The sequence below is a fragment of the Alteromonas sp. ALT199 genome (genome assembly GCF_018619335.1).
In the GTDB taxonomy this organism is placed as follows: domain Bacteria; phylum Pseudomonadota; class Gammaproteobacteria; order Enterobacterales; family Alteromonadaceae; genus Alteromonas.
The window spans coordinates 20,934-38,415 of record NZ_JAHHDX010000147.1 but is presented as its reverse complement, the minus strand read 5'-3'; the positions used below and the strand labels follow the sequence as shown (position 1 = coordinate 38,415).

At 43.7% G+C, this 17,482-nt stretch carries 11 protein-coding genes and 1 pseudogene; 5 read left to right on the top strand and 7 right to left on the bottom strand.

Translation table 11 applies throughout. From position 1 onward, the window contains the following. Positions 1-211: 211 nt before the first annotated feature. Positions 212-1,126, bottom strand: coding sequence for a LysR family transcriptional regulator (locus KL866_RS16240; protein WP_214996013.1), 915 nt, complete (start codon positions 1,124-1,126; stop codon positions 212-214). A 116-nt stretch (positions 1,127-1,242) separates the two neighbouring features. Here KL866_RS16240 and KL866_RS16235 point away from each other — a divergent pair, with 116 nt between their 5' ends. The 3 genes from KL866_RS16235 to KL866_RS16225 all read left to right on the top strand — a co-directional run bounded on the left by KL866_RS16235 (position 1,243) and on the right by KL866_RS16225 (position 3,481). After that, on the top strand, positions 1,243-2,232 hold the full coding sequence (locus tag KL866_RS16235) for a zinc-dependent alcohol dehydrogenase family protein (protein ID WP_214996012.1): 990 nt from the start codon (positions 1,243-1,245) through the stop codon (positions 2,230-2,232). A 184-nt stretch (positions 2,233-2,416) separates the two neighbouring features. Continuing rightward, positions 2,417-2,914 (top strand): YgjP-like metallopeptidase domain-containing protein, encoded by a 498-nt coding sequence (locus KL866_RS16230; RefSeq protein WP_214996011.1) that lies wholly within the window; start codon positions 2,417-2,419, stop codon positions 2,912-2,914. Between the two features lie 147 nt (positions 2,915-3,061). After that, positions 3,062-3,481 carry a CBS domain-containing protein gene (locus KL866_RS16225; protein ID WP_025254643.1) on the top strand — a complete coding sequence of 140 codons (420 nt, stop codon included), beginning with the start codon at positions 3,062-3,064 and terminating at the stop codon, positions 3,479-3,481. Positions 3,482-3,583: 102 nt separating this feature from the next. Here KL866_RS16225 and KL866_RS16220 read toward each other — a convergent pair. Both KL866_RS16220 and KL866_RS16215 read right to left on the bottom strand, forming a co-directional pair. Continuing rightward, a pseudogene (locus tag KL866_RS16220) lies at positions 3,584-6,624 on the bottom strand (efflux RND transporter permease subunit). Positions 6,625-6,627: 3 nt separating this feature from the next. Further along, a complete protein-coding gene (locus tag KL866_RS16215; RefSeq protein WP_214996009.1) occupies positions 6,628-7,710 on the bottom strand; it encodes an efflux RND transporter periplasmic adaptor subunit in 1,083 nt (360 codons plus the stop codon). A gap of 206 nt (positions 7,711-7,916) precedes the next feature. Between KL866_RS16215 and KL866_RS16210 the strand changes: the two genes are divergently transcribed. Both KL866_RS16210 and KL866_RS16205 read left to right on the top strand, forming a co-directional pair. Continuing rightward, the gene (locus KL866_RS16210) at positions 7,917-8,531 is read left to right on the top strand and encodes a TetR/AcrR family transcriptional regulator (RefSeq protein ID WP_025254646.1); all 615 of its coding nucleotides are present in this window, start codon (positions 7,917-7,919) and stop codon (positions 8,529-8,531) included. A 472-nt stretch (positions 8,532-9,003) separates the two neighbouring features. After that, positions 9,004-11,079, top strand: coding sequence for a TonB-dependent siderophore receptor (locus KL866_RS16205; RefSeq protein WP_214996007.1), 2,076 nt, complete (start codon positions 9,004-9,006; stop codon positions 11,077-11,079). Positions 11,080-11,285: 206 nt separating this feature from the next. On the opposite strand, the gene KL866_RS16200 is transcribed toward KL866_RS16205, so the two are convergent. The 4 genes from KL866_RS16200 to KL866_RS16185 all read right to left on the bottom strand — a co-directional run bounded on the left by KL866_RS16200 (position 11,286) and on the right by KL866_RS16185 (position 17,482). Then, positions 11,286-11,774, bottom strand: a complete 489-nt coding sequence (locus tag KL866_RS16200) for a GNAT family N-acetyltransferase (RefSeq protein ID WP_214996005.1) — start codon at positions 11,772-11,774, stop codon at positions 11,286-11,288. 116 nt (positions 11,775-11,890) lie between these two features. Beyond that, positions 11,891-15,070, bottom strand: coding sequence for an efflux RND transporter permease subunit (locus tag KL866_RS16195; protein ID WP_214996003.1), 3,180 nt, complete (start codon positions 15,068-15,070; stop codon positions 11,891-11,893). Between the two features lie 9 nt (positions 15,071-15,079). Beyond that, a complete protein-coding gene (locus KL866_RS16190) occupies positions 15,080-16,228 on the bottom strand; it encodes an efflux RND transporter periplasmic adaptor subunit (protein ID WP_214996000.1) in 1,149 nt (382 codons plus the stop codon). Between the two features lie 120 nt (positions 16,229-16,348). Then, positions 16,349-17,482, bottom strand: coding sequence for a GGDEF domain-containing protein (locus KL866_RS16185; RefSeq protein ID WP_214995998.1), 1,134 nt, complete (start codon positions 17,480-17,482; stop codon positions 16,349-16,351).

The following is a 17,482-nucleotide window of genomic DNA, read 5'->3' as shown; positions in this document are numbered from 1 at the left end:
AGAAGCAAACTGAAGATGGCCGTGAAGAACAAGTACGGCTTTTTCATCATTTTTACCCAATTTAAAGTCTGTGATAAATGTTGCCTAAAACAATATGTGATGACAATTTTACTTTAGTACAAGCATAGTAGAGAAACTAAGAAGTAACTGAAAAATTGTGTTTTTATTAAATAATAAACTTGAAGATGAAGCCTGTTTGATTAATACCGCTTTACGCTACAACACCGTTTAGCTTTTCATCCCAATAAGGCGTGCCGCTAAAACGGTCGGCTAAGAAATCAATAAATGCGCGAACTTTTGGGGCTAATAAACGGTTGCTAGGATACACTGCCCATAGTGCACAGTCGGAAGTAAGCGGGTAATCTTGTAGTATTTGCACTAGCTCACCTCTCTCTAAATATGGAGAGCTGCACCAGGTAGCAGTAAGGGTTATACCGCAGCCTTGAATACAAGCATCGCGTACCGCTTCACCATTATCCATACGCAAATGATTAGGCGTTTTCACCGATGTAACCCCATGGGCTCCCTTAAAGTCCCACACCTCTAGCCCTGTCAGGTTTACTATTTTGTGGTTTTTTAAATCGGATGGTGTTTCTGGCACGCCATATTTATCTATATAGCTTTTGGCGGCGACAATAATACGTTTGTCATCAGCAAGTTTTTTCGCGTGCAAATTTGAGTCTTTCAATTCTGCATCGCGAATGGCAACATCAAAGCCACCTTCTACCACGTCCAAAATACTGTCGCTAAACCGGAAGTCGATATTTAGCTTTGGGTATTGTTCTAAAAATTCAGGGATCGCAGGTACTAAATGCATTCGACCAAAGGACGCAGGGGCGGTAACGCGTAATGTCCCGTGCGGCGTTTGTGCCCCACTACCGACAGCAGCTTGTGCAGTTTCAATGCTGTCTAGCACTTCTTGAGCATGGGGAAGAAAAAGCTTTCCATCATCGGTAAGTGACACTTTTCTGGTGGTTCTGTGGATTAATCGAACACCAAGCGTTTCTTCAAGTTTACCAATATGTGCGCTCGCGACAGCGGGTGAAATGTTGAGCTCACGCCCAGCTAGGCTGATGTTTGCAGTGCTCGCAATACGCACAAAAAGCTTAAGGTGTTCTATGTTCATTTGGATTATCAATAAAATCTAAAAACTGTATGCCTTTATACACTAATTATCATCTGGAGTTCTAGTGTTTATGATTAGTTCCGTACTCATACAACAGGCTTTAAAGGAGCTTAATCATGAAAGCGATGGTAATAAACGAATTTGGCGGTTCTGAACAATTTACGCAAAACGATATTGCAGAGCCTACCGTAAAGGCAGGTCACGTTATTGTGCGTATAGCAGCAAGCAGTGTTAACACTATTGATATGATGATTCGCCAGTCTGGCGCAGATTTACCTTTCGCGCCTCAATTACCTGGGGTGTTGGGCATGGATTTCGCAGGTACCATTGAAGCTGTTGGTGAGGGTGTAACTGAATATAAAGTAGGCGATGAGGTTTACGGCTGTGCAGGTGGTTTAGGTGATTTACAAGGTTCACTTGCCGAAAAAATGCTTGCCGATGTTCGCTTAATTGCTCACAAGCCAGCGTCTCTTTCAATGAAAGAAGCGGCAGCCATTCCTCTTGTTGGTATTACTGCGTTCGAAGGACTAACTCGTGCACTTACTGGTGAGGGGCAAAATGTATTAGTTCACGGCGGTGCTGGTGGTGTAGGACATATTGCGGTTCAACTTGCAAAACATATGAAAGCTTCCGTTTTTGCGACGGGCGGTTCTGATGAGCAAAAAGACATTATTGAGTCTTTAGGCGCAACTTACATCGATTTTCGCAGTGAATCTGTTGAAGATTATGTGAGCAAGTATACAAGCGGTAACGGCTTTGACGTAATTTTCGATACGGTAGGCGGCAATAACCTTCAAAACTCATTTGCAGCCGCGAAATTAAACGGCCAGATATCTACCACGCTATCCCTATTAGAGACCGACTTATCACCTGTTCACTTCAGAGGTTTAAGTCTAAACGTGGTGTTTATGCTACTTCCTATGATTCACAACGTGGGCCGAGAAGCCCATGGCGAAATACTTAAACAGCTGGCAAGCATTGTAGATGCTGGTGCGCTCAAACCAATTATAGATGCAGAAAATTTCACTTTTGAGCAGATAGCACAGGCACATGACCGTCTGGCAAGTGGTAAAGCTGTGGGTAAAGTCGTAGTTACCGTAGAATAGTTTTATCCTCTGGTGTTTAAACAAACTTCCCGTAGTGCTTCCCTTAGCACGCCCTTCGCCGCAGTAACTTTGTTGCTGCGGCTTTTTTATATTCTGCTTACCTTCAAAAAAATAAGCAGAAAAGTCCTCGCTGATCACTACGCTCAAATGCTTTATAATTCCCCCTGCAAAGGAGATACAAAACGTGAATGAATATGCTCGGTATTTTAATGGTTACCCCCCAACTATTGTGGAGCAGGCGCTTCAGCTTATTTCAAACAGTCAGCTAAAGGCTTACTTGTTAAAAAAATACCCCCAAGCTCATGACATAACCACGGATAAATTGCTTTATGAATATGCTACCGATTTAAAAAAACGCTACCTTAAGAATGCGCCGCCGTTTGGGCGTGCTGCATTTAAAAAGCAATGTGACATGGTAACGAACGCATTAGGTACCCATACCTACCGAATGCAAGGCAAGACCCGTAAACACGATTTAGCTATTAATAAAGATTTGCTTTTTGCTCCAGAGTCTTTGCTGAAAGCGTTGGTGGTACACGAGTTGGCGCATTTTAAAGAGAAAGACCACAATAAAGCTTTCTATAAACTTTGCTGTTATATAGAGCCTGATTATCACCAACTTGAGCTAGACTTACGCCTGTTTTGCGTAGCCGTTGCTATGGGGGAAAACCCTTACGCATAGTGGCGTTGTTATGCTCAATGAACCTACGTATGAAAGTACGCAGTACGCGCTTTTTTGAAGCTTATTTAAATTATTGTCATTAAGTGACGCTGATATCATATTTTAAATATGAGCTAAGCCATCGCTATAAATAAACAGGGAGGATCTATGAGTTTATCGAAAATCATGTCTACACGAGTAGTAAGTGTTCACATGGACGATAGCTTACAGTCTTTAAGAGAGCTTTTTGCTGCGACAGGGTTTCATCACCTGATAGTGGTTCATGACAATGCGCTACAGGGCATTATATCTGATAGAGATTTGATGAAATCGATTAGTCCTTTTGTGGATACATTAAGCGAGCGCATGCTTGACCGGGCGACATTAGATAAACGTGCGCATCAAATAATGACTCGCGAAGTGATTACGCTAAACCCAACAGATTCTGTATTTTCCGCTATTGAACTATTTAACTCCCACAAAATTTCTTGTATCCCGATTATTGATAGCAAAATGCACCCAGTAGGAATGGTATCGTGGCGCGATGTTATGAAGTTTATGCAGAGTAGGGTAGAGGCAAAGCGTTAGCTAGACAGGATTTATTTATAATTAAGGTTGCTTTGAATGGGTAGTGGCCCCTCTACCAAGGTTAACGTATTTTTCGGTAGAGAGGCCAAGAGGGCTTAAGCGTTAGCTTTGACGGTAACTTACTTTAAACAGCAGACTGTAAAGTACAGGTACAGCGATCAGAGTAAGCACAGTGGCAAACGCCAAGCCCCCCATAATAGTCACAGCCATGTCGGCAAAGAACGCATCGAACAGCAGCGGTGCCATACCTAATATGGTAGTGACCGCCGCCAATGACACAGGACGAACACGACTGATGGTGGCGTCGACAATAGCTTGTCTGATGGCTAAGCCTTCCTCAATTTGAAGATCAATTTCCTCAATGAGTACAATGGCATTTTTAATAAGCATACCGAACAAACTTAAAAAGCCCAGTAGCGACATAAAGCCAAACGGCATATCGGTACTAAGTAAACCTGTGACAACACCAACCACGGCCATAGGTACCACAAGCCAAATGATTAGCGGTTGACGCGCATGTCCGAAAAGCAATACTGAGATAATAAACATTACCAAAAAGCCTGCAGGTAATCCTGCACCCAACGCCTGTTGCGCATCGCTAGAGCTTTCAAACTCGCCGCCCCATTCCAAGGAATAGCCTGCTGGCAGTTCAATATCTTCAATAAGCGGGCGAATTCTAGCCAGAGCTTTCGCCGCGGTCTCATCGTCACCCGGTTCGGCTTCTACCGTAATAGTGCGCACGCGGTCGCGGCGATGAATACGCATTTCTTCAGTCATTAACTCTAAGCCTTGCGATACCTGCGTGAAAGGCACGTATTGACGCTGCTGGGTAGACCAGACTTGCGATTCGCGAATTGATTGAAGTTCGGTGTCTTCTGCTTTACCCATCTTAGCAATAATATTGTAGGCATAGTCACCGTCTTGCACTGTGCCAAGCTGAACACCGTTGCTTGCGTACTGAATAGTTTGGCTAAAGTCATTGTGTGATACACCAGCAATGCCCGCATTGTAATTGTCGAATTGCGTGTTGATAGCAAAGCCTTTTTCTCGCCAGTTATGACGTACGTCTTTCACCTGTCCGTCAGCAAAAAGAAGGACCTTAGCTTGTTCAGCTAATTCTCTCAGTACTTCGGTATCAGGACCAGAGAAACGGGCTTCTAATTTAGCACCCGAACCGGGTCCAAATTGCATTCTCTCCATGTAAAAGCTCGCGTCGAAATCGAGGTCGGTGAGCTTGTCGGCTAGCGCCGACTGAATAGCCGGTATACTTTCTAGTTCATTAGCGCGAATCATGAAGAAGGCATAGTTTTCGTTAGCGCTCTTCGGAGCATAAGTAAGGGTGAAACGGTCTGCGCCTTGTCCAATGAAGGTGGTTACCGCAGTTACGTTGTCCATTTCTAAAATGCGAGCCTCTGCTTCTTTAGCAATAACTTCAGTGGCACGAATATCTCTATCTTGCGGGCCCCAATAGTGCACGAAGAATAGCGGCGCGTTTGACGGAGGGAAGAAGCCTTGCTTTACCATGCCGAAGCTTCCGTATGCCACAATAGTAATGACAAACAGGGCGCCAATGGTTACCCATCGAAGTTTGAGTGCACCAAGCAATGCTCGTTTAAACCAGCGTTGCGATGCAGAGAGTTCGTTTCCTGTGGTTTGACCAATGCCTTTGCGGTAGAAATACGCCCCAAGCACTGGCACTAGGGTTACCGCTAGCACCCAACTAATCATAAGTGAAACCAACACTACGGCAAACAAAGAGTAAAGGAATTCACCAGTGGCATCATTTGAAAGGCCAATACCCGAGAATGCGGCAATACCAATGACTGTTGCACCTAACAGCGGCCACTGTGTGCGTTTAACGATGAAACTAGCCGATTCTTTAGCCGTGGAGCCGGTAGCCATGCGTAGCATCATTCCTTCGGCTACCACAATAGCGTTATCTACCAGCATGCCCATGGCGATAACCATGGCACCTAGCGATATTCTCTGAAGCTGAATATCCATTAGCCACATTATGAGTATGGTACCTAGTACTGTAACCAGTAAAACTGAGCCTACAACTACACCCGAGCGCCATCCCATGAACAAGCATAGAGTTAACGTAACAACCGCGACTGACATCACAAGGTTATTAATAAAACCTGTTACCGAGTCATCAACAATCGAGGCTTGGTCTATATTGGGGTAAGCGTAATGCCAACTGGCAACTCTTGAATTAACTTTTCCACCTTTTCGTTAACGCGCTTACCTACATCTACAATGTTTACGTCGGTCAAGGCTGATACAGAGAGCGTTAGTGCTTCTTCACCGTTGTAGCGCACGTAAACCGGTTGAATGTCTGCAGGCTCTAGTTTTAACGTGGCAATATCGGCAACTCTAAGCGAGCGGTTAGTGCCTGGCACTACCACAGACAGATTCGAAATCTCTTCAAGCTTATCTGGGGCTCGCTCTACAATTAAACGCACATTTTTTTCGTCAACTTTAATGCGGCCGCCATTGAACGGGCGTAAGTTATCTTCAAAAAGGGTGGTGAGATCAGGAAACGAAATGCCTAAACCCGCCAGTTGATAGGGATTGATATACGCGACTATTTGCTCATTTTGAACACCTGTCACATTTACCTTAGCGACGCCTTCTGTAGTGAGCAAATCACGACGAATTATTCTTGCAAACTCGCGAAGCTCACGGGTATCAAAATCAGGGGCACTTAGTGCATAGTAAAGGCCGTACACATCACCGAAATCATCGAATACCACCGGGGCCTGTGCTCCAGTTGGCAACGAACTTGTCGTGTCGCGAAGTCGCTTTCTTAGTTCATCCCAAATCTGTGGCAATAGATTAGTGTCGTAAGTACTTTTAACTTCGACCGTTATTTCTGAAAGGCCCGGAGAGGAAACTGATGTCACTTTCTTTAGCTGTGGCATTTGCTGAATGGCAATTTCTAAGCGTTCTGTTACTTCTCGCTCCACTTTTTCAGCACTGGCTCCAGAATAGCTGGTGTATACCTTTACTTGTTTGATAGTAAAAGCGGGGTCTTCTAAGCGGCCAATTTTGCTCATAGCTAAAATGCCGCCTAAGAGCAGAATGACTACCATTAACCAGATGTTGACAGGTTTATCAATTGAATAGCGTGCAATATCCATAAGTTACTTCTCTCCTTTATAAGGAAGTACTTTCATGTCTGCACGCATTTGTGTTGCTCCAGCGGCCACCACCTGTTGACCCAGTGATATCTCGCTTTTACTTTCAATAATCGCTAGCTCATTTTCAATATGCTTAACGTTTACAGGTTGCTTTGTCACTGCACTCGTTTCATCGTTATATAGCCACACTGCAAAGCCAGAATCTTCGTCACCTACGAGCGATCTTACAGGTACAACAAAGCCTTCAGGGTATAGCGTACCTTGTAGGCTTACTTTTACTACTGCGCGTGCCCCCGGTGTTAGCGGCAACTCTTCGCGTGGCTCCATAGCAAATACAACTTCATAGGTTTGTGACACGGGATCCGGTTGTGTTGAGTGTTCTACATAGTTAACCGGGTACCACTCGCTTCGATTGGTGGCCAAGGTTGCACTGGCTTGTTTGATGCCACGACCAATATTGGCAGTTAACAGTCGCTCAGGAACATTAATATTGAAATAGATTTTAGATACATCCTGCAGGCGCGCTATTGGCGTACCCGCACCAACAAAACTGTTGTTTTCAACTAGACGCTGAGACACCTTCGCGTCAAACGGTGCATAAAGCTGCGTATAGCTTAGATCCTGCTCTGCATTTTTAAGGTCGATGACCGCAAGTTCGTAGGACGTTTTTGCCGTATCCAGTGAACTCTGTGCAACTAATTTTTGTGCAAACATTTTCTCAATTCTATCGAGCTCTCGTTTGGCTTGATCTAGTCGAGTTTTTGATTCGTCTACGCGGCGTTGAAATGGTTTGCGATCGATAGTGGCCAGCAATTTTCCTTTATTGATGTCACTACCGGTCACCAGGTCGGTTTGAATAAGTCGACCCGAAACTTCAAAGCTTAAATCTACTGTCTTCACCGCCGACACAACCGCAGGAAAGGTAAATTCATCAAAATCAGGAATATTACTTACAGTAGCAAGCTTCACGTAGCGCGGTGCAGCTTGAGAGCTCTGCTCAGTAGGTTCTTCAGAAGAACAAGCACTTAGGGTTAAAATAGACAAAACGCTTAAGAAAAATATGTGAGAAAATGGCATTGCGGACATAGGTGTGTGTAATCCATTGTCAGGGTAAATAAAGTATAGATGTATGAACCTCTAAGTAGTGATGAATTTAACAACAGTGACGAAACTCACTACTACTTAAAGTAAACTGGTGAGTGCATTTTAGTGTGATTACATTGAAAAGTAAACTGTTCGGTGTAAAATGATTGGCGTCAAATAGCGGACAACTAAATTTTGAGAATTTCTATATGGTAAGCAACACACGTACACGTAGCGATATAAAACGCGAAGCCATCATTCAAGCGGCCACGCAGGCGTTCCAAGAGTTTGGCGTAAACGGCACCAGTATGGATAAGCTGGCTGAACTGGCGAACGTGTCGAAGCGCACTGTGTATAATCATTTTGCCACTAAAGAAGATCTGGTGATGCACTTGGTGACAAAGCAATTTGAAAATGCCAAGGCGAGCGTAACGCTGGAGTATGACCCTGAGGGCGATATTTCGGAACAGCTTTGCGAGCTAATTCTTCAAGACATTGAATTTACCGTTACCGAAGAACATTTAGATATCTCAAGGGTCGCAATAGGGCACTTTTTTTATGACCCTGACAAGCTGAAAGATGAAGTTGCCCAGTTAAAGGCACAAGAAACAGCATTGCATCGCTGGCTTAAAGCGGCAAAAGCAGATAACAAGATTGAGTTCGATGACTTAAATCGTGTTGTTGATGAAATTGACAGTTTGGTAAAAGGGCAATGTTTCTGGCCGCAGTTATTCAAATTAGAAGATGTAATGACTAATGAAGATAAGCGCAAACTTGCTAAAAATACAGTTGCTTTGGTACTTGGGCACTATGCCGTAGTGTAGGGTAGGGTAGTGAACCCAAAGCTACGCTTCTCTGCAGATCATCCGTTTTGCATAAGAGGCTAATTTAAAAATTCCTATCCGGCCTTACAAGATAATCTCAGGCGAATTAACAGGCCGCAAATTTCTGTAGTCTTTTGCTCACAAAGACGATGCACTTCCCTTTTTTCTTTGACATAAGAAAGTACCTTTTCAGCAACTCTCACTCAAATTGCTTAGCTATTGGTTTAAATATGTACACTTAATTAAGAAAATTTATAAAGAGTTTTTAAATTTTACTGTATTTACTCTCGTCAACTTGCCATTTTTTCTATATTATCCTGACCACAAATGGCAACTATTATTATTTGCAATTGCGAAGCGAGCTGAAAGTTGAGCGGTTTAGAAAAGCTAGCAACTTAAAAAGCATTGCGAATAAAAAGGTTCTTGGTTGCCAATAAACACACAACACTTTAAGAACACTTGGAGAGTAGTTTTGAAATTTAAACTTACAAGTATTGCTACTGCGATAATGTTAAGCCCAGCTGTGCTAGCTGCTGATATGGAAGACATCGAAAGACTAACAGTAGAAGGTAAGTACCTTTCAGTTAACCAATCTAACTCTATAAAGAGCCCTACGCCTATCATCGACGTACCGCAAAGCTTATCAATCATCACCGCTGAAGAAATTACAGCGCGTGGTATTACAAGTATTGGACAAATTATTGATTACGCACCAGGTGTTAATACGTCTCAAGGTGAAGGTCACCGTGACGCAGTAGTATTTCGTGGTGTACGTTCAACAGCCGACTTCTACTTAGATGGTAATCGCGATGACGTTCAATACTATCGTGCGCTTTATAACGTTGAACAAGTAGAAATCCTTCGTGGACCGAATGCATTGCTATTCGGTCGAGGCGGTACAGGTGGTATTTTAAACCGTGTATCTAAAAAAGCGAAAACGAGCGAAAAGTTCGTAAACTATAACGTTTCTGCTAATACGTTTGGCGCTTACAATCTTCAGCTAGATACAAACGTTGATACGGGCGATAAGTCTGCGCTTCGTATCAATGCTATGTACGAAAGCCTAGATAACCACCGCGACTTTTATTATGGTGATCGCTATGGCTTTAATCCAACTGCACGCTTTGAAGTGAGCGACGACACCATTGTTGATGTGTCATACGAATACATCGACCATGAGCGTTTCATTGACCGTGGTGTGCCAACGGCGAACGGTGAGCCAGTTGAAGCCTTCGAAGAAATTGTGTTTGGCGACCCATACAATAACTACCAAACTCTAGGCGCCGATGTATTCCGTGCAAACGTTGAACATACGTTCTCTGATAACCTAAAAGGTAACTTCAATGCCTTTTACGGTGACTACGACAAAGTTTACTCTAACTTTTACGCAGCGGGTTACAACGCGGATACTGAGGTAGTAACCCTTGACGGTTATGTAGATACTACTCAGCGTGAAAACCTTATCTTGTCTTCAAACTTAGTAGGCGAGTTTGCAACAGGCAGCATTGAACACACGGTAATTTTTGGCGGTGAGGTTATTAACACCAAGTCGAACCAAGACCGTTATAACCCTGTATTTGATTCTACAGATGGCGATAGAGAAGCGTTTAATGTATCTCGCCCACTTAGTTTCAGAGGCCTAACCGGCACTAACGCTGCTGGCGAAACGGTAACTGCAACATTCTCTGATATCAATGACGACACACACGTAGACCTTGATGTTTACTCTTTCTACGTTCAAGACGAGATTGCACTTTCAGATAACTTTGACTTAGTGCTAGGGGCGCGCTTTGATAGCTTCGATATTGAGGTGTTCAACGTTGTGGCGGCTGAAACACGCAGCAGAAAAGATGAAGAAGTATCACCGCGTGCGGGCCTTGTTTACAAGCCGCGAAAAAACATCTCAATTTACGCAAGCTACAGCGAGTCATTCTTACCCCGTAGTGGCGAGCAGTATGCCAATATCAACGGTGATGCAGACGCACTTGACCCAGATACTTTCACTAACCAAGAAATTGGTATTAAGTGGGATTTCAATGACAGCATGAGCTTTACAGCCGCTATCTTTGAAAATGAGCAAACGTCACTTGATAACGACCCTAACGATGCAGAAAGCTTCGTGGAAGTAGATTCAGAGGTTTCTGGTTTTGAGCTACAGCTTCAAGGATATATCACTGACAAGTGGTACGTTACTGCTAACTACAGCAACCTAGACGGCGAGAATGCAAGTGGTGTGGAGCTTCGTGAGTTACCGGAGAATACCATGTCAGTATGGACAACCTATGAAGTGAATGAAGTATTTGGTTTCGGTATTGGCGCAACATATCAAGACGAAAGCAAGGTATCGACAAGTGCTACGTCGCCTGTACTGCCAAGCTATACCCGTGTTGATGCATCGGCGTACTATACACTTAGCGACAAAACTCGTCTTCAGCTAAACGTAGAAAACTTAACTGATACGCTTTACTTCCCTAATGCACACTCTACGCATCAGGTTACAGTTGGCGCACCAATCAACGCGCGTTTATCTTTGATTGGTTCTTTCTAAGTAAAACTTAAAGACTACCCATAGAATTTGAAAGCCATTCGTGAAAGCGAATGGCTTTTTTATTTTGCAGAAAAGTTGTACCAAGCGCCGTTGGTGTCATAGGCGTATTGCAGCTAATGCTGTTTTATCTTCATACTGACTAAGTCAGCAAGTCAGCAAGTCAGCAAGTCAGCAAGTCAGCAAGTCAGCAAGTCAGCAAGTCAGCGTTAACCCTGTTTTGCGAAGTCGATAAGCGTCTGTCCATCCATGCGATAACCTAGCCATTCACTCTTTGGCTTAGCACCAAGAGATTCATAAAAATCGATAGCAGGCTTATTCCAATCTAAAACACTCCACTCAAAACGCCCGCAGTCGTTTTCTACCGCTGTTTTTGCTAAATGTTGTAGCAGCGCTTTACCCGCACCTAAACCACGAGATTTTGGTGAAACGTACAGGTCTTCGAGATAAAGCCCGTTGCGCCCTTGCCAAGTAGAATAATTAAAGAAATACACGGCAAAGCCTATAGGAGCGCCGTTATTCTCGCAAATAACGCAATGAGCAGTGGCGCCTTCGCCAAATAGTGTTTTTAAAAGCGCGTCTTCTGAGGCTTCTACTTCATGCTCAGCTTTTTCATAAATGGCAAGTTCCAATATGAACTGGCGAATTTGTGAAATATCGCTAGGCGTTGCTGGTCTTATTGAAATTGCGTTGTTCATAGTGTTTTCCTTTCAATAGAAAAAATGAGCCACGAAGGCTCATTTTTAAAAGTTAACTGCGTTTGTAACACGACATTATGGGTGCTACATAACGAGCATCAAACGATAATCAGCCGCTATTCAGCCGAACCGGAAGGCTCAGACGTATATGTGCCATTTGCATCACTACTTACCACCCGATTGCTTGACTTTCTGCGTGAAATTAACCTTTTTACGTACGAGAAAGGGCCTCGCAAATCTAGCAAAATTAAGTACAAACAAGGTACCAAAATGAGTGTTACCAAAGTGGCGTAAAGCACTGCAAAACCAAGCGCTGCCGCCATAGGTACGACAAATGCTGCCTGCAGGCTAGTTTCAAACATAATGGGCAGTACGCCCACAAATGTCGTGATTGAGGTTAACGTAATTGCCCTAAAGCGAGCAGTACCGGCCTCAGTTACTGCTTCTTTAATACTATAGCCTTGTGCACGGCGCTGGTTAACAAAGTCCGTCATAACTAGCGAGTCGTTAATAACAACCCCGGCAGCTGCAATAAGGCCAAAGTTAGACATCATAGATAGGTCTAAACCTAGTACAAAGTGGCCGAACACTGCGCCAGTAAAGCTAAATGGAATAACTGACATAATGATAAGCGGTTGCCCATAACTTTTTAGCGGAACAGCTAAAAGGATGTACACCATAATCATGGCCGCAAGGAAGAAGAGTATTTGCTCATTCTGTTGTGCTTGTTGCTCTTCAATATCACCACCAAGCTCAGTCATAACCGACGGGAACGATTCTTTTAGCTGAGGCAGTAGTTTGTCCTGAATTTCAGTGACGACTTCATTAGGTTCAACTTTTTCTTCATCAATGTTGCCCCAGATATAAACACTGCGGTAACCACCTTCTCGGCGAATGTAGCTAATACCCGGTTTTTCATCCAATGCAACTACATCACCTAGCATGACTTCTTGGCCGTTAGGCGTTTTGATTAAAGAGTATTTTAAGTCTGCAAAGCGTTCGCGGGTAAGTTCAGGGTAGCGAACCATGACTTTAACTTCTTCGCCGTTGCGAATAACGCGCTGCGCTTCGCCGCCGTAGAAACCAGCGCCAACTTGAGAAGCGACGTTAGAGAGAGTAAGTCCCAAATCGTAAGCAACCGGAAGTAACGTCATTTGCACTTCTTTGCTTGGTGGGTCGATAGTTGAGCTTACATCAAATAACCCTTCTTGCTGCTGCAGCATTTCAATAAACTTAAGGCCCGCAGCGTTTAGCGTGTTAATGTCTGGCCCAAATAGTAGATAACCGAATTCACCGTCGTCACCGTCACCGTTTACATCATCAATTACGGTAAATGATTTCATACCTGTAATTTCAGGAATAGCTTCGCGCCAGCGACGGGCAAGCTCAAAAGTGTCGATAGGACGGTCTTCTTCATTAACCAGTGGCGTGAGTATACGCCCTTCGTTGCTGTCTTCGTTAAAGGCGAGGCGGTCACGAATCATGCCTTGGCCAAATTCATCAATGATCTGCTCTTCAACATCTAAAATAGTTTGCTCAACAATTTTAAGTGCATTGATAGTAGCTAGATCAGAGACGTTTTCGTTCATCTCTATTTTTACGCTAGGGAAGTCGTGAGGAACCTTAGGGTTTGGCACCATGCGTACATAGTTTGCGCCAATCAAACCGATACTAAGCATTAGCATAGCTACGAACATCATAAGTACTGCCCAGCGCCATTCAATGGCTTTCGTAACGGTACGCTTGTATGGGCCATTAACAAAAGCAAAGAAGCTTTTGTTAAAACGCGCTCGCCAGCTATCTTGTCGTACGGGTGAGAATTTAGTGTGGGCCAAATGGGCAGGCAAGATTAGTTTTGATTCAATTAAACTAAATACCAAACACAAAATAACCACGACAGCGATGTTATAGAAAAATGCACCTTCAGGACCACTGCTCAGTGTAAATGGTGCAAACACCGCGATGGTGGTTAGCACCCCAAAGGTGGCGGGTGTCGCTACGCGTTTAGCGCCACGAACTACGTTATCAACGCCGCCGCCTTTGCTTTCAATTTCGGTGTAGGCACTTTCTCCAATAACAATGGCATCATCTACCACAATACCCAGCACCATAATGAAGGCAAAGAGCGACAGAATATTTATGCTCACGCCAAAAACAGGCATAAGCATCATTGCACCTAAGAAGCACACAGGCAGGCCGACCATAACCCAAAGGGCAAGTCTAAAGCGCAAGAAGAGGGTAAGCATAAATGCTACCAGTACCGACCCTTGAATAAGGTTCGATAACATCATGTCTAAGCGCGCGTTCAGATAATAAGTCATATCTACCAAGACTTCTAAACTGACGCCCTGAGGAAGACTTTCGTTTTTCTGGTCGATGTAGGCTTTCACTGTTTCAGCCACAGGAATGGTGTTTTGGGTTTTAGTAGCCTTAACAGCGATGTAAATGGCATTCATGCCGTTGTACTTAAAGTAGCGTTCACCTTCAACAAACCCATCGTTAATGTATGCCACATCACCTAGGGTAACTTTAGCGCCTCCGGCACCAATTTTTATTGGAATTTGTTTAAACTCGTCGCCGCTGTAGTATTGGTTCTCAACTCGAACTGATACTATGCCTGAGTTTGTTCTAAGCTGGCCCGCTGAAATATTAGCTGAATAACTATTAATGGCCTGCGTAACATCGGTAATCGTCAAACCGTATTTTCTTAGCGTGTCGGGCTTAATTTCAATGGCAATTTCGTCATCTGGCGTATTGGCTTCTACCAAAGAAATAGAGCCAAGCTGCAGTAGCTCGTCTTCTATTTCTTTAGCCAGTACTTTCAGTTCGGATAAAGGTAAGTCACCAACAATGGGCATTTCAATTACTTGCTGCTGAAACTCTACTTGCGAAACGTTAACAGGCTCCATACCAGCAGGGAAGGTAGCAATGCTGTCTACGCGCAGTTTGACTTTGTCTAGAACATCAGTAAGTTCAGCTTTAGTATCTATTTCTAAGGTGACTGCACCGCCACCGCGGAATGCTCTTGATACAGTACGCTTAATTTCAGTAATGTCTTTTACCGCTTCCTCTACTTTGATGAAGATACTTTCTTCAATTTCTTGCGGAGATGCGCCAGGGTAGTTGGCTTCAACAGTTATGTAGTTGATTTCGATGTTAGGAAACATCTGACGCTGAATAGTAAAGTAGCTGGCAATACCCATGATAATGATGAAGAACATCAAAAGGTTGGCTGCTACGGAGTTTCTTGCAAACCAAGAAATAATGCCGCTTTGCGTATTGTTGTGATTTTCCATGACAGCTCCTTAATTAGCTTGTGCTGTCACAATTTCAGTCGTAGTCTCAATAACCTTCACCGGCATGCCGTTTTGAGGGTATTCAGGCAGACTCATTATCACTTTCTTTGCGTCGAAATCACCTTGAATTAGGAAGTCGCCATTTTCTTCACGTACTACCTTAACTTTCTGGGATTTCAATCTGTCTTCACCGTCAAGGGTCCAAAGTAAACGGTTCGTTACTAATTCTTGTGGTACACGATAAACGTCACTTAGGGTTTTACCTTCAAATGCTATCGTGCTGTACGAGCCAAATTTAACAATAGGTTTTGACGAGTTAATAGCATAGGGATCTTTAATACGCGCCACGAAATAACTCATACGCGTGGTGTTATCTACTACACCTGTATCTCTGTGAATAGTGCCCTTAACAGTGGCGCCCTGAATATCGTCGACTTCTATCGCTATTTCACTACCTATGGTGTTTTCTGAAAGAAAAACACGGTCAAAACCGGCAATAGGGAAAGTGACTTCGGCATACTCTATGTTATTAAGAACCGCAACTGGCGACCCCTGCGTAACATAATCGCCTGTACTGATGTCTCTAGAAACAATGAGGGCATTGTAAGGTGCTTTTACTTGGCAATTTTCTAAGTCACGTTTTGCAATTTTTAGCTGGGCCTCGGCTGACTTCACGCCGGCTTTTGCACTCATTACTTGAGGCTTGCGAAGATAGAGGTCAGTGACCCTTGCGTTTGGCATTGTTTTCGCCTCTTTGGCGGCTACTTCTGCCTGCGCTTCTTCTTGAATAAGTTGTGCTTGGGCGCTTGCCAAGTTTGCTTCTGCTAATAGAAGTGCGGCTTCATAGGCATCGGCTTCTATTTCAAAAAGGGTTTCACCACGCCTAACCAGACCACCGCTTACAAACTTTGGGTTCCATCGCTCAACTTCACCTGAAACTTGCGCCGCAAGGTTTGTGGTTTCAAGTGGCATGATTTCGCCATAAGAAGTTAATTGAACACGTACATCTTCTGGCGACAACGCTTCAATTGTAACGGTTGGTCGCGTATCGACCTCTTCTGTAATAGCACTATCGGAAGCAGAGGCTTCGATTCCTTTCATACCCAAATAGCCTACTAGTAAGACACCAACAGGTAACGCAACTTTCATCCATTTCATGGCTAAATCTACTTTTATAGCGAATACTTTACATAGTGTAGCGCTAAAGTGTTTCAGGAATACAGCGCAAATGTAACTAAACATGAGTCAATTTTGTGTAAAGGGGTATAAAACTGTTGACTATTCGACTTTCGAGGGCGTTTTATCTGAGATAGGAGATGACGTTATCGACGAAATGGCGCAAACGCGGTCACGTCCGTTTTCCTTTGCGTGATAAAGAGCTTGGTCAGCGCGCCGAACAGCGCATGATACATCCGTTTCAATGGTGACTTCGCACACGCCAAAACTGCTAGTTACGTGAAATTCTTCACCGTTTATTTGAAGTGGAGCTTTGTTAAGCAGATCTCTTATATTTTCTAATGCCCTTACGGCACCTATTTCGTCAGTTTCTGTAAAAATAAACATAAATTCCTCGCCGCCCCAGCGGGCAAGAAAGTCTTGCCCGCGAAGTCGAGATCTAAATACCTTAGAAATCTGCCGAAGTACTTCATCACCTTGCTCATGACCCAAGGTATCATTTATGCTTTTGAATCTATCAATATCTGCAATTGCAACAGAAAAAGTACACTTGCTGCGAAGCATTCTTGCGTATTCCCTGTCTAGACACTGCTGAGCGCCACGTCGATTTAGCAACTCAGTTAAATGGTCATGATTTGCTTGGCGTTCGAACTGTTCACTTAAATAAACAGCAGTGTCGTAACTTTTTTGTCTGCTGTATTCGTAAAATGCCGATAGAAAAGATACGGTTAAGAAGGAATAGAGTAGGCGGGTTTTAAACGCGTAAGTATAGTTGGTAACAAGCAATGTATCGTCAAAACCGAAAAGGATAACTGCACTGGCAATGGTAAAGGCGATAAGCGCTAGTAAGCCACGAACAAATCCTGCAAAAAACATGGTGACAGAGGGAACCAAGTAAATCCATAAGGGCCCCGTGTTGTCTTTACCACCCGTTATAATGAGTATCAGAGTAAGTGACATTAAGCACATAATTAATAATGTCATTGACAATGTGCGGGAAATGGCAGTTGGAAAGCGTACTTGTAAACGTTGAGAGAAGGCAAAGATTAAGCTAGTGGTAAATAGTGTCGTGGAAAGAGAGTACTCACCGTCAAAGAACGCACGACAGCCTAATAAGAATGTTAAAAATACCCCCACCGCCGCAAACAGATTTAACACTACTATACGGCGATTGGTTTCATCTTTTTGATGGTGGCTTACACCACTTAAAATATATTTCTTTATTCGCCTAAGCAT

Excerpts from the sequence above, each read along its gene's own strand:
- KL866_RS16240 (WP_214996013.1), bottom strand. The coding sequence starts at position 1,126 with ATGAACATAGAACACCTTAAGCTTTTTGTGCGTATTGCGAGCACTGCA.
- KL866_RS16235 (WP_214996012.1), top strand. The coding sequence starts at position 1,243 with ATGAAAGCGATGGTAATAAACGAATTTGGCGGTTCTGAACAATTTACG.
- KL866_RS16225 (WP_025254643.1), top strand. The coding sequence starts at position 3,062 with ATGAGTTTATCGAAAATCATGTCTACACGAGTAGTAAGTGTTCACATG.
- KL866_RS16215 (WP_214996009.1), bottom strand. The coding sequence starts at position 7,710 with ATGTCCGCAATGCCATTTTCTCACATATTTTTCTTAAGCGTTTTGTCT.
- KL866_RS16210 (WP_025254646.1), top strand. The coding sequence starts at position 7,917 with ATGGTAAGCAACACACGTACACGTAGCGATATAAAACGCGAAGCCATC.
- KL866_RS16200 (WP_214996005.1), bottom strand. The coding sequence starts at position 11,774 with ATGAACAACGCAATTTCAATAAGACCAGCAACGCCTAGCGATATTTCA.
- KL866_RS16195 (WP_214996003.1), bottom strand. The coding sequence starts at position 15,070 with ATGGAAAATCACAACAATACGCAAAGCGGCATTATTTCTTGGTTTGCA.
- KL866_RS16190 (WP_214996000.1), bottom strand. The coding sequence starts at position 16,228 with ATGAAATGGATGAAAGTTGCGTTACCTGTTGGTGTCTTACTAGTAGGC.
- KL866_RS16185 (WP_214995998.1), bottom strand. The coding sequence starts at position 17,482 with ATGCTTAGGCGAATAAAGAAATATATTTTAAGTGGTGTAAGCCACCAT.